This is a genomic window from Frondihabitans sucicola, from assembly GCF_030296615.1.
Classification (GTDB): domain Bacteria; phylum Actinomycetota; class Actinomycetes; order Actinomycetales; family Microbacteriaceae; genus Frondihabitans; species Frondihabitans sucicola.
Genome location: NZ_AP027732.1, coordinates 36,271 through 57,114 on the forward strand (window position 1 = coordinate 36,271; position 20,844 = coordinate 57,114).

Genomic DNA, 20,844 nt, shown 5'->3' on the forward strand with positions numbered 1-20,844 from the left:
GCGCCGGTAGGCCTCCGGGTCGGCGACGATGCGCCGCGGGAAGGTCAGCACCGCGTCGCCCGCCTCCGGCAGGCCGGCATTCTCCATGACCGTCAGGATCCGCAGCCCTTCGACGTTCACGAGGCGATGGATCGTCCCGGGCGCGAACCAGAGCACGACGCCCGGCCGGAGGTCGTGGCGCTCCGGGCCCTCCGGCGTCAGCGTCCGAAGCTCGCCCGCCCCCTCGAGGACGACGTACGCCTCGGTCGAGACCGTGTGGAGGTGCGGCGAACCGCCGTGCAGACCGTCGGGGGTCTCCCAGTCGTAGACCGCGAGATCGCTCACCGCGGTCGAGCCGGGGAAGTGCACGACGCCGGTCACAGGGCGAACTCCTGTCCGAGGGCGTCGAGCTCGGTGCGCTCGCACACGTGATCGACGAAGACGAAGCGGTGGCGCAGCATCACCCTCTCCCCGGCTCCAGCGCGACCTCGCGACCGAACGCGGGCGACGGGGCGATCGCGGCGAAAGGCTCCGCTCGGACGAACCAGGCGAGAGGCACGTCGGCCGACGACGATCCGGCGATGGCCAGGACGGTCGCGCCGCCGTCGCGGTCGTCGTTCTGCGACGACAGGGCCAGCCAGTCGGACTCGACGCCCATCGGGTCGTCGCCGTCCGGCACTCCGGCCGCCGTGACCCGGGCTCCGGTCCACGAGCGGGGACCACGCCAGAACAGCCCGGTGTAGCCGGCCGCCTCGCGGCCGAGCGTGGTGGGGCTTCCGAGGTCGAGCCGCCGACCCGAGACGTTCTCGAGGGAGGTGTCGAAGTCGAAGGCCCACAGCCCTCGCGCGACGTCGACGCCGTGGAAGCGCTGTCGCCGGTGCTCGGCGAACCAGCGTTCTCCGGAGGAGGCGACCCAGTCGAGCGTCTCCGCGAGGGCGACCTCGTCGTGATCCTGCGCGTCCGCCGCGGTGACGCCGTCGTCGAACCCGGTGTGCAGGATCCTGCCCAGGTTCTCCTTCCAGACGTAGCCGGCCCCCGGCGTGTAGGTCGGCCCACCCCAGAAGTTCTCGCCCGACACCTCGGAGAGCGTCATCTGGAGGCCCTTGTGCCAGCGGTGGTCCCAGGGCCGATGCACCGACAGCGGGGCGCCGGACAGGGTGCGGAGAGGGTGCAGGTAGGGCTTGGGCGCCTCTGCGGCCGGGGCGTCGGGCTCGAAGACGTACCGGGCGATCGCGACGTCGCCGACCACGATCTCGACACTCACGCCCGTGTGCCGAACCGTGACGGCGTTGCGACGAGCGAGGCCGCGCTCAGACATGGGCTCGCTCCTCCCTGGCGCCGCTCATCGTCGAGTAGAACGGGTCACTCGCGTCGAGGTCTGTTCGCGCGACCGGCGCCGCCGTCGCTGCCGATCGGTAGATGCCCGCGATGAGCTCCAGGACGCGACGGCCGTCCGCGCCGCTCGACGGCGGACGCCTCCCCTCGGCCATGGCGTCGAGAAGCGCGGTCAACTGAGCGGCGTGCGACGAGCGGATGTCGTCGGTCGGCGGCCACGCGTCGCTGACCGCCCGATCGATCGAGGGCGCCGGCGTCCAGGTCCAGTCGGAGTTGTCGTACCCGTAGAGGTGCTCGACCTCGACCGTCGCGTCGGTGAAGTCGAAGCGGAGATAGCTCGTCTCCCGGGGCGAGAGCAGGCTGTTGACGACCGATGCGACAGCGCCCGACTCGAAGGTGACGATCGCGAACGAGACGTCCTCCGTCTCGACGTCGCGCTCGAGCGTCGCGGTCTGCGCGATCACGCTGGTCCAGTCGCCGAGCAGCGAGAGCAGGAGATCCATCTGGTGGATGCCGTGGCCCATCGTCGGGCCGCCGCCTTCCGTGGCCCACTTGCCTCGCCAGGGCACCTCGAAGTACGACGGCGCGCGGTACCAGAGGGTGTGGCAGACGGCGACCAGCGGTGAGCCGAGTTCGCCGGTGCCGATCTGACGGCGCAGGCGCTGGGCTGCGGAACCGAAGCGGTGCTGGAACACGTAGGAGGCGTAGGGACCGGCGTCGCCCTCGTGCGCGGCGATGTCGTCGTACTCGGCGAGCGAGAGGGTCGGGGGCTTCTCGCAGAGCACCCACGCCCCGGCGTCGAGCGCCTTGACGACGGCGTCGCGGTGGGCAACGGGCGGCGTGCAGACGAGGACCAGCTCGGGGTGGACGCCCTCGAGCATCTCGTCGATGTCACCGTAGACCGCGGGGATGCCCCAGTTCGCGGCGACGGTGCGGGCGCGATCCTGATCGAGATCGGCGATCGCGACGACCGTCGTGCGCCCTCCGAGGCTCTCGAGCGCCGGCAGATGCGCGCCGGACGCGATGCCTCCCGCGCCGACGATGGCGACGCGGACGGGTGGGGACGACTGTGTCACGAGATGCTCCTTCGAATCCGTTGCCGTCAACATAGTGAACGATCACTATTTTGGTCAAGAACTTTTGGAAAGCGCTTTCTGTCCGTAGGATACGGAGGGCGAGCAGGAGGTCAGGTGAGCGTCGAGTCCCAGGGAGCACCGGGGAGAACGCCGAAACGGTCGACCCTCCTCGACGTCGCGCGGAGAGCCGGCCTGTCGCACCAGACCGTCTCGCGGTACTACCGCGACAACGGGGAGGGTCTGAAGGCCGCGACGAAGACGCGCATCGAGAGCGCCATCGCCGAGCTCGACTACCGACCCAACCTCATCGCGCGCTCGATGCGCACCCGGCGCACCGGGCGCCTCGCCATCGTCCTGCCCGGCGGGCGAGCTCTCCACCCCACCGAGTTCCTCAACGCCGCCGCCGAGCTGGCGCGCGAAGAAGGATTCACCGTCGAGATGGTCGGCTACGACGGCGACGCCGCCGAACGCCTCGGCCGTGTGCTCGAACTCGCCGACTGGGGCCAGGTCGAAGGGGTGCTCTCGATCTCGCCGCTCGACGGGGTCGATCGCCGCGCGAGCTCGGTGCCGATCGTCGTCGCCCCCGAGTACGACGACGACATGCGCGCCCTCCGAAACCTCGCCGACGGCGACACGGCCGCCGAGATCATCGAGCATCTGGCCGGCCTCGGCCACCGCACGTTCCTCCACATCGCCGGAGACCTGCGCTGGACGTCGGCGCGCAATCGCCGACGCGTCTACCAGGAGACCATCGACCGCCTCGGCCTCACGTCGTACGGGATCGTCGACGGCGACTGGTCGGCCCAGTCGGGCTTCGACGCCGTCATGGGTCTGCCCGTCGGCTCCGGCGTCACCGCCATCTTCGCGGCGAGCGACCAGGTCGCCGTCGGCGTCGTCCGCGCGGCCTGGCGTCGCGGCTGGAAGGTACCGGACGACCTCAGCGTGTGGGGCTGGGACGACCAGGAGCTCTCGAGGTTCGCCGTCCCCGCCATCTCGACGGTCACCGTCGACAGGGAGCTGGAAGGCCGCTTCGCGATGCGCCGGCTGGTTGCGGCCGTGCGAGGCGAACCCGAACCGCTCGAGGAGCCGAGCCGGAAGACCGTCAACCGGCTCGTCGACCGGGAGTCCGCCGCTCCGGGCCCGTTCGCCGGGCAGCCTCTGCCCCGACGGCGCAGCGCGCGCTGACGAGCCGTCTGGGCGGCGGTTGGCGTCGGGCCGCGGGGCCGGCGGAGAGGCGTCAGGCCGCGGGGCCGGGAGGCGTCAGACCGCGGCGTCGGGTGGGAGCCGTCAGGCCGCGGTGTCGAGTGGGAGCCGTCGGGCCGCGGCGTCGGAGGGGCGCCAGGCCGCCGGGCCGGGTGGACGCCGTCAGGCCGCGGGGCCCGCGGCGACCGGCCGACGGCGGTGCGCAAGACGCGTGACGAGAACGATGCCGACGGCCACGAGCACGCCGATCGTCGTCTCGAGCGCGCGGTCGCCGGCGAGCTGCGCGACCGGAACGGGCGAGGCCAGGTGCGACAGCAGGAGGGCCAGGGGTGTCAGCCCGATCACCGTGAGGCCGTAGTTGCGGAGGACGAAGAGTTCGGCGAACGCCTGCAGCACGACGACGATCGCGAGCATCACGCCGTCCGACGGATTCGCCTCGAGGATGAGCAGCGCGACCGCGACGCCGATGAGCGTGCCGACGAATCGGTGCGTGGCCCGGGTGAGCTGCGCCCCGAGCGTGACGCCGACCAGGGGAACGGTCGCCGACACCGCCGCCCAGTAGGGGTGCCCGATGCCGACCAGCGTGGCGATGCCTCCGGCGACGAGCGGCCCGGCGGCGAACCGGATCGCGTCGGCGCGGACGCCGGGCGCGCCGAGCAGCGCGCGCCAGGTCAGAACGGGTGGCCCGGGTGTCTTGGTGCCCGCGCGGCCGGCGGGCGTGAAGCGACCGAGCTGCCCGAGGCCGACAGAGAACAGGACGGCGAGAGCGCAGAGCACGAACGCCACGGGGATGTTCGACACCGGCTGCGCGATCGACGAGGTGGCGCCCGAGGCGAAGACGAAGAACAGCGAGCCGAGCGGTAGCCAGCCGTTCTTGCGGGAGAGCAGGAGCCCGATGCCCGACGAGACCGTCATGGCGGCGACGGCGAGCAGCGACCCCGCTGCGACGGCGCCGACGGCCGTGCCGAGTGTGATGGTCGCGACGATCGTGGCGCCCGAGCCGAGCTGCATGCGCGCGCGATCGCGGTAGCCCTGGTGCCGCCCGAAGACCGAGGAGAACGCCCCGAACGCGAGGAAGAGCACCCAGTCGAGGTGCCCGAGCTGCCAGGCGATGACGAGCGGCACGCCCATCGACAGGGCCGCTCGCAGGGCGACCCAGTGCGCCCGGTTGTGGGCCCCGACGCGAACCGTCTCACGAACCCAGGAGCCGAACGGAGAGACGACTCCGATGACCCCGGTCGTCGCCTCGGTCACAGCAGCCCTCTTCTCAAATCGTTCGTGTACGAACTAGACTAGGCGCAGGATCACCGAAAGGCAAGGGCGCACGATGCTCCACGACGAGTTCTTCCACATGATGCGACGCATCGTCCAAGAGCACACCTCCCGGTGGCAGGAGGCCGGCATCCCGGTCACGAAACCGCAGTACGCGGTGCTGCGGGCCATCGACGAGTCTCCCGGCTCGGAGCAATCGGCGATCGGCGCCGCGTCTTCCACGACGAAGGCGACCCTCACCGAGATCCTGGGGCGTCTCGAGTCGACCGAACTCATCCGACGCCGCACCGACCAGGTCGACCGGCGCAAGCGGTACGTCGAACTCACCCCGGCCGGCACGGCGCTCCTCGCCACCGCGAGGGGTCAGGCGACCGTCGTCAACGAGAGTTTCCTCATGCACCTCGGCGCCGCCGACCGGGCCACGCTGCGCGCGCTCCTCCGGCAGCTCGAGGGTCGCTGATCCTGCCCTCCCCGCCCCCGCCCCGCCTCGCCCCGTCTCGCCCCGTCTCGCCCCGCCCCCTTCCCCGTCTCGCCCCGTCTCGCCCCGCCGGAAATCGAAGGGGATTTTCGCTGGACGCTCGATCCTGCCGCCTGGAGCGCTGCCGCCAGCGAGAATCCCCTTCGATTTCGGGAAGGAAGGAGGGAGGGACGGCAGCGGAGTGCGCAGAAGGGCGTCAGACCGTCGGCGGGTCGGCGACGGCGCGCGTCACGCTCCCCCGCGACACGAGGAAGACGACGAGCAGGATCACGCCGACGAAGATCACGACGATGTTGCCGAGACTTGCGACCGACGCCAGCGCGCCGGGTGCGGGATGCCTCGACTGCATGAAGATGGTCGGGTCGGTGCTGGCATGCAGCAGGATCGGCGCGATCAGGGTGCGCGTCACGCGGAGGGCCAGGTACATGCAGACGCCGAAGAAGAACGTGTAGACCACCTGCACGAGGGTGGGCCCGAACGCCTGCCCGGTGAACAGGTTGACCGAGTGCAACAGGGCGAACAGGGCCGCTGACACCAGCGCGACCGCCACCTCGGAATGCCCGCTCTCACGCATGATCCGCACGACGTAGCCGCGGGTCAGGACCTCTTCGGCGAAACCGATCAACAAACCGGTCAACAACCAGGTGAGCACCCAAGCGGCCGTGGTCGTGGAGTAGTCGATGCTCGCGAGGCGCAGGATGTTGAACAGGAGCACGACGATGACCGCGATCCACATCCAACCGCGTCCGCCGATGCGTTGACGGGCGAACAGGCCCCGCAGCCAGCCGACGGTGGCGCCGAAGACGACCAGGATGATGCCGCCGAAAAGAATGGGGACGGTCAGAAGGACGAGCACGTAACTGACCGAGTCGGGGCCGCCGATGGATTTCACGAACGGCCCCATCAACAACGAGGCGGCCTCGTAGAGCACCAGATATCCGACCGCGAGGACGATCGCCTTCCACCAGCGCCCGTGGTTCCAGAAGGACTTCCACCGGGATCCGCCCGCCCCGTCGCTCATGTCGCTCATGTCGCACCTCCCCGTTCGGCACTCAGTAGACCATGCGGTCTCCGCGACTGACAAGCGGCCGCGGACCGTCCCCGCAGACGGTCGTTCCGCGTCGAACGCCCCTCCGGAAATCGAAGGGGATTTTCGCTGGCGGCAGCGCGCCAGGCGGGAGGATCAGGCGTCCAGCGAAAATCCCCTTCGATTTCTGGAGGGAGGGGGCGGCAGGAGAGGGGGCGGGCGGGCCTAGCCGGCGGCGAGGCTGTCGTTGCGGGCGCGGATCGCCGCGTCGGTCTCGGGGAAGAACGAGGCCAGCCCGAAATCGACAGCGGCGGCCTGGATCTGCTCGACGACGGGACGAAGGCTCAGTTCGTACTCGTGGAAGGCGCCGTCGATGTCGCCACCCGCCGTCTGGAAGGCGTCGAAGAGGGCGGTCGCGCCGATGATCGCCAGCGATCCACCCATCCCCGCGGCAGGAGACGCGCAGTAGCCGGCATCGCCGACCAACGCCACACGGCCCGAGGTCCAGTGCGGCATTTTCGTCTGACTGAGTTTGTCGAAGTAGAAGGTGTCGGCGTCCAGCGCTTTGTCGAGGAAGTCGGTGAACGGGGCGCCGGCATCGGCGAACCGTGCGCGGACGATGCCCTTCTGCTGCTGAGCGTCGCGGTAGTCGTACGAGAGCTCGTCGTCCGAGTGGAACAGGAACGAGATGTCGGTCTTGTTCTCGTACGCGTTCAGCATCAGCGTCCTGCCGGGCGTGCTGAGGATGCGCGTGGTGTCCTGCTCGATGAGCGTCTCGTCGACGATCGCGACGGTGAAGTAGTTGTTCAGGAAGGTGCTGAACTCGGCCTCGGGCCCGAAACGCAGCCTCCGCACCGTGGAGTGGTTGCCGTCGCAGCCCAGCACGATCTCGAAGTCGCCTTCGGACCCGTCCCGGAACGATGCCCGAACCGCCTGCGGAAGATCGGTGAGCTCGTGGATCGACTTCCCGAAGAGAACCTCGACGTCGTCTTCGAGGGCTGCGAACAGGATCGCGAGGAGATCGTCGCGAGGGATCTCGTACCCGTCGACCGGCCGACCAGCATCGGCCGGTTCGGGCTCGAGGCGCGCGTCGACCCCTCCGTCGATGTTCGTGAACTCGACCGTCCGCGGCGGCAGACTCCTGTCTCGGATCGCCTCCAGGAGACCCATCCGATCGACGATGTCGATCGTCTCGTCGCGGATGTCGACCGGCGTGCCGCCCTTCTTCAGCTCGGAGCCCACTTCGACGACGGTGACCCGATAGCCCAGCCGGCGCATCCAGAAGGCGGCCGTCAGCCCCGCGAAGCTCGCCCCGGAGATCAACGCCCTGGGGGCGGCCGATCTCGTGGATTCAGGTGTCGATGTCATTCTCTTCCTCCGTCATGATGAGCCGAACAAATCTTTTAGTGACTCTAACATTTGTTCGACCCAAATGGCTGTACTAGCTTCTGTGCATGACGAAAGTGCAGGGGCTTCGCGAGAGGAAGAAGGCGCAGCAGCGCGAACTCATCGCCGACACGGCTGCGGCCCTCTTCGGGGAGCGCGGGTTCGACGCCGTGTCGATGGCCGACGTGGCCCGTGCCTCGAATGTCTCCGATCAGACGGTCTACAACTACTTCCCCACGAAGCCCGACCTCGTGCTGGACCGTGCCGACGACTACCGGGAGCGCTATGCGCGAGCCGTCCGCGAGCGATCCGACGATCAGAGCCCCGCCGAGGCCCTCGGGCCGCTCGTGTCGATCGACGTCGACATCTACCTCGGCGAAGATCCCGCCCTGGCGAAGGGCGAGTTCCCGGCCCTGTGCCTCCAGAGCGCTGGCCTCCGCCGCTTCGCCCTCGAGCTGCGCGAGCAGCAGGGCGAGGAGTTGGCCGACGCCCTGGCCGAAACCGACCCGGGCATTCCCGGCATCGTCGCTCGAGTGCACGCCGCGGCTCTCGTCTCGGTGATCCAGAGCGTCACCGACGCCATCGGCCGCGCCGTCATCGATGGCAGCCCCGCGCGGGAAGCGGCGCCACGAATGACACACGACTCGGCCATCGCCCTCGGCCACTTGGATCGGGCCTTCCGGCTTCTTCGCCCGCCGCGCTGATCAGCGCGGAGCGCCGGCCGAGCGCCGCGGGCCGGCCGTGCCCCGCGGGCCGGCCGAGCCCCGCTGGCCGGCCGAGCGCTACGGCCTAGCCGATGAGGTCCAGGACGACGGCGCCGGGCGTCGCGGGGACCGTCACGGCGAGGCCGTTCGGCTCCTCGGACACTCGCGCGCCCCGATCGATCGGGTGCAGGATCGTCGCTCGGCCCTCGAGCGGCAGGAGCACCGTCGCCGTGCCGCCCCGTCGGAACACCGCGACCACGCTCCGCTGCCCGGAGCGCAGGCCGAGCGCGAGCCATTCGTCCTGCCAGCCGGGAAGCCCGAGGGGCCAGAACGGCACGGCCGCGGGGATGAACGACTCGAGGCTCGCGTGGACGCTCAACGCCGCCTTCACGCGCGCCAGCTGGGCCGGCGAGAGCAGGTCGAGGCGGCCGCCGAGGTGCACTCGCGTCAGGACGGACTGGATCATCGTGAAGTCGTTGAGGTCGTCCGAGTAGTGCGGCTGCGGGTACGACCACACCGCCGCCTGCTCCGGCACGATGACCGACGGGGCGGCGCACGCGATCATCGCGTTCAGGACCGGGTCCTCTTGATCGCTCGTCGACTGCAGGTCGGTGACTCCGAGCTGAGCGGGATCGGCCCGCATCCCGCCCGACGCACAGTTCTCGAGGAGCAGCCCGGGGTGGCGTTCGCGCACGGCCTCGAGCCAGGCGAGATACGCCCGCTCGTGGCCGATCAGCCCTGCGCCGAGGCTGGACGCGTCGACGTCCGTGCCCTCGCCGATGTTGACGTTGTAGTCGAGTTTGAAATAGCCGATGCCGTGCTCGGCCACCAGCCGGTCGACGACGGCGTCGAGGCGCGATCGGACGGCCGGGTGCCGGAAGTCGAGGTGGTAGCGGCCCTGTTCGGCGACCGGCCGGCCCGCGCGGCGGAAGAACGCCTCGTCGGGGAGATCGCCCAGCGCCGACGAGTCGACACCCATCACCTCGGGCTCGAGCCAGAGACCGGGGATCATGCCGAGATCGCGGATCCGACGGGTCACCTCGACGAGACCGTTCGGGAACCGCGCGCGCGACTCGCGCCACTCGCCGACGGTCGACCACCAACCGGCGTCGTCGGCGTACCAGCCGGCGTCGACGACGAAGATCCGCGCGCCGACGGCGGCGGCGCGCTCGATGATCGGCAGGAGGGCCTCGGTCGACGGATCGCCCATCAAACAGTTCATGTAGTCGTTCGCGATCACCGGCAGCTCGACCGCCCCGGCCGCGCGTGCCGCTCGCCGGTGCCCGGTCAGCGCGGCGATCCCGTCGTCGACGTCGCCGACCACCGGGGCGACGACTGCGCGCACCGACGAGAACGACTCGCCCGGGAGGAGCTGCTGCGACCAGTGGTGCTGGCGGAAGGTCGGACCGCTGAGGGAGAGGGCGACGTCGCGTCCCACGTCGTCGAGCTCGGCGTTCCACGGCCCGTTGTGCTCGAGCTGCCACATCCAGAGCTGTCTCGACTCGCGATCCTGCACCGCCCCCTGCGGGAAGTGGGTGCCGGTGGACCAGCTTCCGAGAGCACCGAAGGAGTACGAGGTACGGGTCGAGCTGGTGGGGTGCGGGATCCCCGCGTCGACGAGTCCGACGTCGGCCAGCGACTCGTCGCGCCAGCGGTACTCGGCCGTCCAGGCCATCAGACAGGTGTGCACGCGCAGTCTCCGGAAGACGTCGGCCTCGACGGCTTCGGCGAAGCCGCCCAGAACGAGCGAGCTGAGATACTCGACCGCCACCGGCCCGGCGCCCTCGTTGGTGACGTGGCTCGCGATGGCGACGGTTGTGGGGGTTGTCGACTCGATCGTGGTGACCACGACCAGTCCGGTCTCAGGATCGCGCTGGGTGACCGAGAGCCTCCGGGCGTCGGCGACGCGCTCCACGAGGCGCAGTCGTGAGGTCGCCGCGTAGTTCCGGTGGCGGGTTCCGTGGCTGTGACGCACGTGCGACTCCCCCGCGAACGAGAGCTCGACCAGCGGGGTGACGCGGGGCCGGGGTGGGCGCGACGCGTCGAAGGCGTCGGCCGACACGAGGCCGACCAACCGAACCGGACCGTCGTCCGCGAACTCCAGGCGGACGACGACGTCACCGAGCCGGTGATCGAGCGAGACGGCCTCGGCGACCGGTGCTGTCGCCATGCTCAGGCGCGCCCGAGGACACCGTCGACGCGGCGCACGATCCCGAGCGGGTTGCCCTCTCGGAGAGCCTGCGGAAGCACCGACTCCGGGGCGTCCTGATAGGCGATCGGCCGCTGGAACCGGCGCGCGGCCGTCGTCCCGACCGACGTGTGGATCGAGGTCGTCGCGGGATACGGGCCGCCGTGCTGCTGCGACCAGGTCACCGCCACCCCGGTCGGCCAACCGGCGAAGAGGAGACGGCCCGCCTTCGCGCGAAGGGCGGCCACGAGATCGTCGACGATCTCTCCGGCGTCGGCGTGGAGGGTTCCCGTGAGGCTCCCCGGGACGGCGGCGAGACCGGCCAGCAGCTCGGAGCGGTCACCGTAGCGCACCAGCAGCGTGACCGGCCCGAAGCACTCTTCGAGCAGGACGTCGGGGCGGAGCAGGATCGACGCCACGTCGGTCTCGAGGACCACCGGCGTCGCCGAGTCGGGCTGGGTCGACTGCGCAGGATCGCCGGACACGACGTCCACCCCGGAGTCGGCGGCGAGAGCCGCGAGCCCGCGGGGAAGCCGGTGCGGATCGACTCGGTGAGCAGCGGCGCCTCGAGCGACGGGACCGCGGCGGCGAGGTCGCGGCGGAACGCCTCCGCCGACTCGGCGGGCACGAAGACGACGCCGGGTTTGGTGCAGAACTGCCCCGCGCCCATCGTGAACGACCCGGCCAGTCCTTCGGCCAGTTCGCGGCCGCGAGACGCTGCCGCGGAGGGCGTGACGACGACGGGGTTGACGCTTCCGAGTTCGCCGTAGAACGGGATCGGGACGCTGCGTCGCACGGCGCGGTCGAAGAGGGCGCGACCTCCTGTGACGGACCCGGTGAAACCGACCGCGGCGATGTCGGGGTGCTCGACCAGGGCGATCCCGGCGTCCTGCCCCTCGATCAGGGTGAGCAGCCCGGCCGGCGCGCCCTGGGCGTCGAGAGCCGCACTCACCAGGTCGGCGATCCGGCGGGAGAGACGGGGGTGACCGGGGTGGGCCTTCACGACGGCCGAGCAGCCGACGGCGAGCGCCGAGGCCGTGTCTCCGCCCGCCACGGAGAAGGCGAACGGGAAGTTCGACGCGGCGAACACGGCGACGGGCCCGAGCGGGACGAGAAGGCGGCGGAGGTCGCCGTGCGGGGGCACGGCCGCCGCGTCGGCGTGGTCGATGGTCGCCTCGAGATAGGACCCCTCCCGCAGTACGGCCGCGAAGAGGCGCAACTGCGCAGTGGTCCGTGCCAGCTCTCCGGTGAGTCGCGGGGTGCCGAGGTGGCTCTCCTCGTCGGCCAGCGGGACGAGCTCGCGCGCGTTCTCGTCGAGCCGGTCGGCCGCGGCCTCGAGCCAGGCGGCCCGCACGGTGTCCGGTGTCTCGGCGGCCACCTCGGCGGCTGCCGTGGACAGCGCGACGAGGCGCTCGAGTTCGGTGGTGCTGGTCTCGTGGAGGAGCGTGCTCATGAGATGGCCCTTTCGTGCGCGGAGGAGTGGACGGTGCGCGGGATGCTGTCGGGGTGGAAGCGGAAGCCCAGCCCTGGCCGGTCGCCGACACGGAGCCGGCCGCCCGCGAGGGTGACGCCGGTGGGCTCGGCGAGGAACCCGAGTCGCTCGAACGACGCGTCCTCGACGTCTTCCACCCAGGTCTCGACGGGCGCGGCCAGCGCGAGATGCCCCGAGAGCTCCGGCAGGAGGTGGGGCGCCACGGTGAGCGAGTGGGTTCTGGCGAGGTCGGCGATCGCGAGATAGGGGTGATCCCGCCGACCCGGACCACGTTCGGCTGGACGACGTCGACAGCGGACGCGGCGATGAGATCGCGGAAGCGGTGCACGGTGTGGCAGTTCTCGCCCAGGGCGACGGGGATGTCGATCGAGGCCCGCAGGTTCGCGTAACCCCAGGTGTCGTCCGCTCGGAGCGGCTCCTCGAGCCAGTCGATCCCGAACGGCGACAGGGCGGCCGCGGCCCGCCGCGCGGTCGGGAGATCCCAGCGCTGATTCGCGTCGACCATGAGCCGCCGGTCGGGCCCGAGGACCTCGCGGACGGCGGCGACGCGGTCGACGTCCTCGGCGAGATCCGGCCGGCCCACTTTGATCTTGGCGCCCGTGTAGCCGCTGCGGACCCACCGCTGGGCCTGCGCGACCAGCTCGTCGAGGGGATAGTGCAGGTTGACGCCGCTCCCGTAGACGGGCGCCGACTCGCGTCGTCGGCCGAGGGCGTCGGCGAGGGGGCGATCGGCGAGTGTCGCAGCCCGATCCCAGAGCGCGAGATCGACGCCGGCCATCGCGATCGTGGTGAGTCCGCCCGATCCTGCCTCGTGGAGGTGTGCCCACAGGTCGGGCCAGAGGGTCGACGCCTCGGCGGGCCGGCCGAGCACGAAGTCGCGGATGTCGTTCTCCAGGAGAGCGATGATCGCCGTGGCGCCGATGGTCGGCGTCCAGGAGAATCCGGTGCCCGACGTGCCGTCGGCCGCGGTCACGATCACTTCGACGACGTGCATCTCGCGGACGGTGTCGCCCCACGGCCGCACCAGCTCGCGCGTGAGCGGCCGGGCGGTCAGGCCGGTGATCGCCGGCGCGGTCGGGTGCGGAGTCGTCACGGGCGCTGCAGGATCGGCTCGTGGTCGGTGACGAACGCCCGACCCGCGGCCAGGATGCGCTCGAGTTCGGCGAGCTGAGCCTCCGTCGGGTCGACGAGAGGAGGCCGGACCGAACCGACGGGCAGGCCGCCGAGCCGCAGACCGGCCTTGATCAGCGAGACCCCGAAGCCCGGCGTCTCGTCGCGCAGCCGGACCAGCGGGGAGTAGAACGCGTCGAGGAGGGCCAGACGGCGATCCTCGTCGCCCGCGCTGTACGCGCGGTAGTGCTCTCTCGCGATCTCCGGAGCCATGGCGAAGGCGGCGGAGGAGTAGAGCGGCATGCCGAGAGCGCGGTAGGCCCCCTGCGTGAGCTCGGCCGTGAGGAGCCCGTTGAAGAACTGGAAGTCGGTGCGGCCGGTCGCGCGGACGGCGAGCGCGATCTCCTGCGCCAGTCCGATGTCGCCGGTTCCGTCTTTGAAGCCGATCACCTTGGGATTCTGCGCGAGGTGTGCCATGGCAGCGGCCGTGAACCGGGCGCCGCCGCGGTGATAGACGATGACCGGCAGCTCGGTGGCCGCTGCGATGGCCTCGACGTAGGCGATCGTGCCGGCGATCGGACCGGTGACCAGGTAGGGCGGGAGCACGAGGAGGGCGTCGGCCCCGGCGGACTGCGCGGCGCGGGCGAGCTCGAGCGCGGTGCCGAGCGAGCCGCCCGCCCCGGCCACGACCGGGATCCTGCGATCCGTGTCGCGGCGGACGACGTCGACCGTCGTCGCGACGACGGCTGCGGCTTCGGTGACCGACAGCGCGTGGATCTCACCGGTGCCGCAGGCGGGGAAGACACCGCCCGGACCGAAGGGCAGCCGCGACGCGACGTGCTCGGCGAGCAGGTCGAGGTCGACGGCGCCCGAGTGGTCGAACGGGGTGACGGGGAAGAACAGGATGCCGTCGAAACGGATGTCGGTGGTCACGCGTGACTCGATTCTGCGGGTGCGGGAGGGGCGGCGGAGACGGAGGGGGCGGAGGGCGCGCCGGCGGACAATTCGGTCCGCCAGCTGCGGACCGGCCGCCAGCCGAGGAGGTCGGCCGCACGCTTCGAGGAGAAGGCCGGCGCGAACGAGGCGAGGGAAGCGGCCTGCGACTCGGTCCCGGGCAGGTAGCGGGGCACGAGGGTGTCGAGCGACTCCCGCGCGAGGGCGTCGGCGGCACCCACGAAGAACGTCGAGCCGTTGGGAATCCGGTCGGCCCCGCGCAGCCAGGCCACCACGAAGTCGCCCGCGTCACGGGCATCGACGTAGTTGAAGAGCGAGACGGCGGCGTGCTCGGGGTGATCGAGTCGCTCGCGCACCGTGTGACCCTGCTGCGTGGGTGCGCCCTCCCACTCCTCGGGGGAGATCACGAAGCAGGGCCGGAACACGCCGTACCGCACGGCGTCCCCGTCGCGCACGACCGCCATGGCGATGATCTCCTCGATCACGCGCTTCGAGAGCGAGTAGGCGTTCCACGGGGCGAGCGGGTGGTCTTCGTCGAGCGGGAGGTACTCGGGCCGCCAGCCGTGCGGGGCGCCGTAGCCGACGACGGTGGGCGAGCTCGCAGCGAGCAGCCGCGTGGCTCCGACGACACCGGCGGCCTCGACGACGTTGTAGGCGATGGCCGTGTTCGTGCGGAAGATGACGTCCTCCGGCGCACTGAACGGGACGGCGATCGCAGCGAGGTGCACCACCGACTCCGGCCGGATCGCCTCGAAGGCTTCGATCGTCGCGGCGTGATCGGTGAGATCGACGGTCACCTCGCGGAAGCGGTCGGTGCCGATGGGAGCACGGTCGAGCGAGACGACGTCGTGGCCGGCGGAGACGAGCACGTCGGCGACGCTGCGACCGAGGCGACCCGACCCGCCCGTGACGATGATCCTGCTCATGCCTTTTCCGTAACCGCGACGCGGTCCGCGGCGAGCGACTTCGTCAGGTCGACGCCCAGCCCGAGGTCTTCGACCCGGACGGCCTGGCCGGTACGGAGCGACTCGTTGCCGGCGATGCCCACGGCGACCGAGCGGAGTCCGTCGAGCCAACCGGCCGGACGGCCGAGCGGGTCGTCCTCCGGGCCGTCGAACACGTCTCGGAGCAGGAGCGCGTCGCCGCCGCCGTGCGCACCGCCGTCGTTCGGGATCGGGATCTCTTCGGCCACTCCCCAGTGGTTCTGCACGACGAGGCGTTCGCGCTGGGGTCGGACGCTCTCGGCTCGGTCGCCCTCCGGGCGGGCACTGGGGTCGATGGCGTCGGCATCGAGCACCGATCCCCGCTCGACGACCGTCAGTTCGGCCCGTCCCTTCGTCCCGTTGATCGACACGACGTAGCCCTCCCACGGCGAGTGGGCGTTCAGCGAGTACGACATGCTGGCGCCCTTCTCGTAGTCGACGACGAGCGACAGGTTGTCTTCGATCGTGATGCCGTCGCGGAAGACGTCCTGGTCGCGCCGGTAGCCGTCGAAGTGCTCGTTGTCGAGGTAGAGCGCCTCGAGATCGGGGTCTGTCCGAAGGTCGAGGAGGAACGGGTCGCGGTCGCTGCCGTCGACGGTGCCTCGCTCGGGTCGATCGCCCAGGCCGCGACGCCTGGCCTGCTCCGCCCCGTAGAACCGGAGCCCTCCGCTGGCGAACACGCGCGTCGGCACGTCGTCGATCCACCAGTTGACCAGGTCGAAGTGGTGCGACGCCTTGTGGATCAGGAGGCCGCCCGAGTTCGCCTTGTCGCTGTGCCAGCGGCGGAAGTAGTCGGCGCCGTGATTGGTGTCGAGCACCCATTCGAAGTGGACGCTCGTGACCTCGCCGATGCGCCCCGAGGCGACGACCTCTTTCAGCGCCGTGTTGCGCGGCGAGTAGCGGTAGTTGAAGGTGACGACGACGTCTCGCCCAGTCGTCTGGACGGAGTCGACGATCGAGCGGGCTCCGGTCACATCGATCGTGAGGGGCTTCTCGACGACGACGTCCGCGCCGGCGGCGTGCGCCCGCACGATCATCTCGGCGTGGGTGCGGTCGGGAGACGTGACGATCACGCGGTCGATGTTCTGCTCGCGGATGACGCGCTCGAGATCATCCGGGCCGGACAGCAGCGGCCGGGGAGCTCCAGCCTTTTCGACGGCGTCGGCGTGCAGCGCGAGCCGTCCCGGGTTGACGTCGAACAGAGCGACGAGGTCGCCCGCGTTCGCGTGTTCTCCCGTGAGCGCGCCCACGTACATGCGTGCCCGTGATCCTGCGCCGATGAGCGCATATCGAGTCGTCATCGAGACCCTTCCAGTCGCCTGGTCGTGTGAGAAAGCGTTTTCTCACTTTGTTTCAGTCAGTGAACCAGGTCATCTCGGGAGGGTCAAGCCCTCGGGGCGGCTAGCATGCTGCATGATGAGGAAGGGTTTCCTGACAGCCCGAAGGGACCGCATGACGCGAACGACCGGCAAGGCCTCCCCCATCTCCGCCGTGGCGGAACGGGCCGGGGTCTCCGTCTCGACGGTGTCGCGGGTGATGAACGGTCACGCGACGGTGGACCGTGCCATCGCCGACCGCGTCCGTGCTGCAGCCGCCGCCCTCAACTACGCCCCCAACCCGCTCGCGCGATCGCTCGTGATGGGGAGGACCACGACGGTGGCGGTCCTCGTTCCCGACCTGGGCAACCCCACCTTCCAGAGCATGCTTCAGGGAGTGAGCCGTGCGGCGGCGAGAGACGGCTACCGGATCCTCGTCGCGGACTCCGCCGAGACGATCAGCGAGGAAGGCATTCTCGCGGTGGAGATGCGGCGGCGCTGCGACGCCATCGTCCTCTGTGCACCCCGCATGCCGGCCGCCCTTCTGGCCGATCTCCTGCCCGAGTTGATGCCCGCAGTCCTGATCAATCGCCCCGCTGCGGTCGGTCTGGCGCCGACCGTGACCGCCGACTACGAAGCCGGAATCCGCCCCCTCGTCGAGCATCTCTACGCTCTCGGGCATCGCACGCTGGCATACCTCCAGGGCAAACCCGAGAGCGCGTCGAACGCGGCGCGCCTGCGAGGCCTGGCAGCGTTCTGCGAGGCCCACCCTGATGCCGAGCTGCTGACCGTCGACGGAGGAACCGCGTTCGAAGACGGACATCGAGCCGCCGCCGACCTGGCCGGATCTCGATTCACCGCGGTGCTCGCGTTCAACGACCTCGTGGCGATGGGGCTGCTGAGCGGGCTGGCCGAACTGGGCGTCCGAGTTCCGGAGGATCTCTCGGTCACCGGATTCGACGACATCCCGCTCGCTCGCTACACGACACCGCCGCTGACCACCGCCTCCGTGCCGGTTCTCGAGCTCGGCGAACAGGCGTGGAGGCGGCTTCACTCGCTGATCGTGAACGAGACGCCGGCCGACGATGTGGACTATCGCCCTCATCTCGAAGTGCGACGGAGCACGGCACCACCGGCCACCCCGAGGAGCAGAACATGACCACCACCCCCGATACCGGCGAGTACGCGCTCAAGCGCGCTCGGCTCCAAGCGATCCTCGAGGCACGCAACACCTCGACGCTGGTCCTCACGTCACCCGGTGTCCTCGGCTGGCTGTTCGGCGGCGCGCGGGTGCAGGTCTCGCTCGTCGGCGAGCCCGTTCTTGCAGCCGTCGTCCGCCGCGACGGGAACGACACGGTTCCGATCTTCATGAACGAACGCGCCCGCTTCGAAGACGAAGAACTGCCGCTCGGCCTCCCCTGGTGTCCGTTCCGTGGGACGCCCCGCTGTTGGCACCGCTCCGCTCGACCTTCGGAGACGAGATCCTGCGCGAAAACGAGGTGGCCGGAGAGTTGCAGGCGGCGCGCGCGGCCCTCGTTCCGGCCGAGGTGGATCGCTACCGCCGCCTGTGCCGGGAGGTCGCGGCGCTGATGTCGACGGTGCTCGCCGGTGTTCGACCGGACGACACCGAACGCCAGGTCGCCGCCCGGCTGGCCGGTGGTCTGGTTGCCCTCGGGGCCGATCCCCTCGTCGTTCTCGCGGCTGGTCGAGACCGCCTCTCGTACCGCCACCCGCTGCCGACGACGGGGCCGATCGGCGCCGTGGCCATGGTCGTCGTCTGTGCTCGACGGCAGGGGCTCATCGCCAACGTCACGCGCTGGATCCGATTCACGCCGGCCACCGCAGAAGAGGAGGATGTCCAGCGCCGCCTCTTCGAGGTCGAGCACGCCTTCTTCGCGGCGACGCGTCCGGGCGCCGTCCTTTCGGACGTGTTCGCGGCGGGGACGGCCGCCTACGCCGAACAGGGATTCGCAGCCGACGAATGGACCAGACACCACCAGGGCGGACCGACCGGCTACAACGGCCGCGATCCTCGAGCCGGCGCCTCGGCGGACGGCCTCGTGGTGAGTCACCAGGCTTTCGCGTGGAACCCCAACGTTCCCGGTGCCAAGGTCGAAGACACGGTGCTGGTCGGGAATGGCGACCCCGAGGTCCTGTCGGTCGCCGCGGACTGGCCGACCCTCACCGTCAGCGGGCTCGCCCGGCCCCTCGTGCGGGAGCAGTGACGCAGCAACCGTGCGTCCCGTCTGACGGTCAGATCTCGACGTCGCTGCCCATCGTGACCGTCTGCTGCGGCGGCAGCATGAAGAGCGCGGCCGGGTCGGCGGCGTTGTGGGCGAGGCTGACGAAGAGCTTCTTGCGCCACGCCACCATGCCCTTGCTGTCGGGCCGGAATCGCAGGCCGCCCCGCGAGATGAAGTACGACGCCCCCTCGATGTCCTTCGGATCCAGATCCAGGATCTCGTTCAGGCAAGCCGCGTGGAGGGCGTGCGGGAGGTCCTGGTCATCGGAGAAACCGAACTTCACGGTGATGTGCTCGATGCCGTCGTCGGTGTAGCCGAGGTCGTCGCGGGTGAACGCCTTGGAGTGGGGCACGTGGGGCACGCTCGCCGTGAGCACGGAGACGATGATCACGCGGTCGTGCATCACGTGATTGTGCTCGACGTTCGCCCGGAGCGCGAGCGGGGTGGTGTCTTTGTTGGGGTGCGGGAAGATCGCGACACCCTGCACTCGCGGGACGTGCGTCGTGTTGACCTGCTCGATGAAGTCGTCGAGGGATCCCTCGAGCTCCTGGCGCTGCTCCTGGACGAGCTGTCGTCCGCGCCGCCAGGTCGTCATGACCGTGACGACGGACAGCGCGATGAGGAGCGGCACCCACCCGCCGTGGATGATCTTCGAGAGGTTCCCGGCCAGGAACGTCAATTCGAGACCACCGAAGACGACCGCGGCGAGGACCAGCTTCCAGGTCTGCCAGTGCCAGAGCTGTCGTGCGACCAGCAGCAGGAGCAGCGTGTCGACGACCAGCGCGCCGGTCACCGACACCCCGTACGCGGTGGTCAGCGCGGCGGACGATCGGAAGGCCAGCATGATCGCCATGACGCCGATGAACAGCAGGAGGTTGACCGCCGGCAGATAGATCTGGCCTCCTCGTTCTTCGAGGTCTGACGGATCGTCAGTGGCGGCAGGAGACCGAGCTGCACCGCCTGGCGCGTCAGGGAGAACGCGCCCGAGATGACGGCCTGGCTGGCGATCACCGTGGCCGCCGTGGCGAGCACGACCACCGGGAGCTGGAGCTGGGCCGGGAAGAGCAGGAAGAACGGGTCTTTCGTGGCCGACGGCTGATTGAGGACGAGCCCCGCCTGTCCGAGGTAGTTGATGACGAGGGCCGGGAAGACGACGAAGAACCAGGCGCGGCGGATGGGGATCCGACCGAAGTGGCCCATGTCCGCGTAGAGCGCCTCGGCGCCGGTGATGACGAGCACCACCGCGCCGATCGCGACGAACGTGATGTACGGGTGAGCGAAGACGAAGAGGATGGCCCAGGTGGGCGAGAGCCCCTGGAGCACGTCCGGATGCTTGACGATCATCGGGACGCCGGCGACGGCGATGACGACGAACCACAGCAGCATGATCGGGCCGAAGGCCGCGCCCACGCGGCTCGTGCCGAAACGCTGGACGAGGAACAGGAGGACGAGGATCACCGCTGCGATCGGCACGACCAGGTGTCCGACGGAGGGAGCGGCCGTCCCGAGGCCCTCGACCGCGGAGAGCACCGACACGGCGGGGGTGATCACGGAGTCGCCGTAGAAGAGAGAGACCCCACGATGCCGATCACGAGGAAGATGGCCGCGCCGCCTCGCCGCTTCGAGTAGAGGCGCCTGGCCAGGGCGGCCAGCGCCATGACCCCGCCCTCGCCGTTGTTGTCGGCCCGCATGAGGACGAGGACGTACTTCACGGACACGACGATGGTGATGCTCCAGAACATCATCGAGATGACACCGAAGACGTCTTCGCGCGACGCGTTCACCGCACCGTCGTCGATCGTGAACACCGTGCGCAGCGCGTAGAGGGGACTCGTTCCGATGTCACCGAAGACGACCCCGAGAGCCGCGAGAGCGAGTGCCGTGGTACTCGCGCCGCCGCCGTGGTGATGATCGCCCGTCGTCTCGACAGCGGGTTCTGGGGAACGGGTCTCTGTCACGCGCGCACACTCCAGATCGGCCGTCGGCAGAGACGGCTGGGCTCATCCTGCCATCGCGACCTCTTCGGGGCCCGTGCACGCACCGCAAACGGCCCAGGACACCGGTCGTACAGTGGAGAGATGAAGCGAGCCGACGCCCC

Annotated in this window: 17 protein-coding genes and 4 pseudogenes; 7 read left to right on the plus strand and 14 right to left on the minus strand. The window is 70.3% G+C overall.

The window, feature by feature from the left end; genetic code table 11:
* Positions 1-147: 147 nt before the first annotated feature.
* From QUE79_RS00190 to QUE79_RS00200, 3 genes and pseudogenes are all read right to left on the minus strand, one after another.
* Positions 148-405, minus strand: a pseudogene (locus QUE79_RS00190) (hypothetical protein); the annotation flags it as partial.
* A 34-nt stretch (positions 406-439) separates the two neighbouring features.
* Positions 440-1,297, minus strand: coding sequence for a DUF6807 domain-containing protein (locus QUE79_RS00195; RefSeq protein WP_286344876.1), 858 nt, complete (start codon positions 1,295-1,297; stop codon positions 440-442).
* Positions 1,290-2,390 (minus strand): Gfo/Idh/MocA family protein, encoded by a 1,101-nt coding sequence (locus QUE79_RS00200; RefSeq protein WP_286344877.1) that lies wholly within the window; start codon positions 2,388-2,390, stop codon positions 1,290-1,292. Before QUE79_RS00200 ends, QUE79_RS00195 begins: the two co-directional genes overlap by 8 nt.
* Before the next feature lie 114 nt (positions 2,391-2,504).
* Here QUE79_RS00200 and QUE79_RS00205 point away from each other — a divergent pair, with 114 nt between their 5' ends.
* Positions 2,505-3,575 (plus strand): LacI family DNA-binding transcriptional regulator, encoded by a 1,071-nt coding sequence (locus QUE79_RS00205; RefSeq protein WP_286344878.1) that lies wholly within the window; start codon positions 2,505-2,507, stop codon positions 3,573-3,575.
* Between the two features lie 180 nt (positions 3,576-3,755).
* Here QUE79_RS00205 and QUE79_RS00210 read toward each other — a convergent pair whose 3' ends face one another.
* Positions 3,756-4,847, minus strand: coding sequence for an FUSC family protein (locus QUE79_RS00210; RefSeq protein ID WP_286344879.1), 1,092 nt, complete (start codon positions 4,845-4,847; stop codon positions 3,756-3,758).
* A gap of 73 nt (positions 4,848-4,920) precedes the next feature.
* On the opposite strand from QUE79_RS00210, the gene QUE79_RS00215 reads away from it, so the two are divergent.
* On the plus strand, positions 4,921-5,325 hold the full coding sequence (locus QUE79_RS00215) for a MarR family winged helix-turn-helix transcriptional regulator (protein ID WP_286344880.1): 405 nt from the start codon (positions 4,921-4,923) through the stop codon (positions 5,323-5,325).
* A 214-nt stretch (positions 5,326-5,539) separates the two neighbouring features.
* Here the strand turns inward: QUE79_RS00215 and QUE79_RS00220 are convergent, their stop codons facing one another.
* A complete protein-coding gene (locus tag QUE79_RS00220; RefSeq protein ID WP_286344881.1) occupies positions 5,540-6,373 on the minus strand; it encodes a CPBP family intramembrane glutamic endopeptidase in 834 nt (277 codons plus the stop codon).
* Between the two features lie 222 nt (positions 6,374-6,595).
* On the minus strand, positions 6,596-7,738 hold the full coding sequence (locus QUE79_RS00225; RefSeq protein ID WP_286344882.1) for an FAD-dependent monooxygenase: 1,143 nt from the start codon (positions 7,736-7,738) through the stop codon (positions 6,596-6,598).
* 86 nt (positions 7,739-7,824) lie between these two features.
* On the opposite strand from QUE79_RS00225, the gene QUE79_RS00230 reads away from it, so the two are divergent.
* The gene (locus QUE79_RS00230; protein WP_286344883.1) at positions 7,825-8,460 is read left to right on the plus strand and encodes a TetR/AcrR family transcriptional regulator; all 636 of its coding nucleotides are present in this window, start codon (positions 7,825-7,827) and stop codon (positions 8,458-8,460) included.
* Between the two features lie 85 nt (positions 8,461-8,545).
* Here the strand turns inward: QUE79_RS00230 and QUE79_RS00235 are convergent, their stop codons facing one another.
* From QUE79_RS00235 to QUE79_RS00245, 3 genes and pseudogenes are all read right to left on the minus strand, one after another.
* On the minus strand, positions 8,546-10,630 hold the full coding sequence (locus QUE79_RS00235) for a glycoside hydrolase family 36 protein (protein ID WP_286344896.1): 2,085 nt from the start codon (positions 10,628-10,630) through the stop codon (positions 8,546-8,548).
* A gap of 2 nt (positions 10,631-10,632) precedes the next feature.
* Positions 10,633-12,101 (minus strand): annotated as a pseudogene (locus QUE79_RS00240) (aldehyde dehydrogenase (NADP(+))).
* Positions 12,098-13,134 (minus strand): annotated as a pseudogene (locus QUE79_RS00245) (mandelate racemase/muconate lactonizing enzyme family protein). Before QUE79_RS00245 ends, QUE79_RS00240 begins: the two co-directional pseudogenes overlap by 4 nt.
* On the opposite strand from QUE79_RS00245, the gene QUE79_RS24990 reads away from it, so the two are divergent.
* Complete coding sequence (locus QUE79_RS24990) at positions 13,022-13,264, plus strand: hypothetical protein (protein ID WP_350271751.1); 243 nt, start codon at positions 13,022-13,024, stop codon at positions 13,262-13,264. The pseudogene QUE79_RS00245 and the gene QUE79_RS24990 overlap by 113 nt on opposite strands.
* Here the strand turns inward: QUE79_RS24990 and QUE79_RS00250 are convergent.
* From QUE79_RS00250 to QUE79_RS00260, 3 genes are read right to left on the minus strand one after another with little or no spacing between them, the layout of a single operon-like run.
* Positions 13,230-14,171, minus strand: a complete 942-nt coding sequence (locus QUE79_RS00250) for a 5-dehydro-4-deoxyglucarate dehydratase (protein WP_286346803.1) — start codon at positions 14,169-14,171, stop codon at positions 13,230-13,232. The two genes, QUE79_RS24990 and QUE79_RS00250, sit on opposite strands and share 35 nt — an antisense overlap.
* An 8-nt stretch (positions 14,172-14,179) precedes the next feature.
* Positions 14,180-15,130, minus strand: coding sequence for an NAD-dependent epimerase/dehydratase family protein (locus QUE79_RS00255; protein ID WP_286344886.1), 951 nt, complete (start codon positions 15,128-15,130; stop codon positions 14,180-14,182).
* Complete coding sequence (locus tag QUE79_RS00260; RefSeq protein ID WP_286344887.1) at positions 15,127-16,488, minus strand: Gfo/Idh/MocA family protein; 1,362 nt, start codon at positions 16,486-16,488, stop codon at positions 15,127-15,129. The genes QUE79_RS00255 and QUE79_RS00260 overlap by 4 nt, the downstream gene beginning before the upstream one ends.
* Positions 16,489-16,639: 151 nt before the next feature.
* Here QUE79_RS00260 and QUE79_RS00265 point away from each other — a divergent pair, with 151 nt between their 5' ends.
* Genes QUE79_RS00265 through QUE79_RS00275 form a run of 3 tightly spaced genes read left to right on the plus strand, consistent with a single transcriptional unit; the run spans position 16,640 to position 18,728 of the window.
* Complete coding sequence (locus QUE79_RS00265; protein WP_286344888.1) at positions 16,640-17,662, plus strand: LacI family DNA-binding transcriptional regulator; 1,023 nt, start codon at positions 16,640-16,642, stop codon at positions 17,660-17,662.
* Positions 17,659-18,093, plus strand: a complete 435-nt coding sequence (locus QUE79_RS00270; protein ID WP_286344897.1) for a hypothetical protein — start codon at positions 17,659-17,661, stop codon at positions 18,091-18,093. The genes QUE79_RS00265 and QUE79_RS00270 overlap by 4 nt, the downstream gene beginning before the upstream one ends.
* Positions 18,093-18,728 carry a M24 family metallopeptidase gene (locus tag QUE79_RS00275; protein WP_286344898.1) on the plus strand — a complete coding sequence of 212 codons (636 nt, stop codon included), beginning with the start codon at positions 18,093-18,095 and terminating at the stop codon, positions 18,726-18,728. Before QUE79_RS00270 ends, QUE79_RS00275 begins: the two co-directional genes overlap by 1 nt.
* 28 nt (positions 18,729-18,756) lie before the next feature.
* Here QUE79_RS00275 and QUE79_RS26055 read toward each other — a convergent pair whose 3' ends face one another.
* On the minus strand, positions 18,757-19,341 hold the full coding sequence (locus tag QUE79_RS26055; RefSeq protein ID WP_434011070.1) for a KUP/HAK/KT family potassium transporter: 585 nt from the start codon (positions 19,339-19,341) through the stop codon (positions 18,757-18,759).
* A 33-nt stretch (positions 19,342-19,374) separates the two neighbouring features.
* Positions 19,375-20,704 (minus strand): annotated as a pseudogene (locus QUE79_RS24995) (KUP/HAK/KT family potassium transporter); the annotation flags it as partial.
* Between the last annotated feature and the right edge of the window lie 140 nt (positions 20,705-20,844).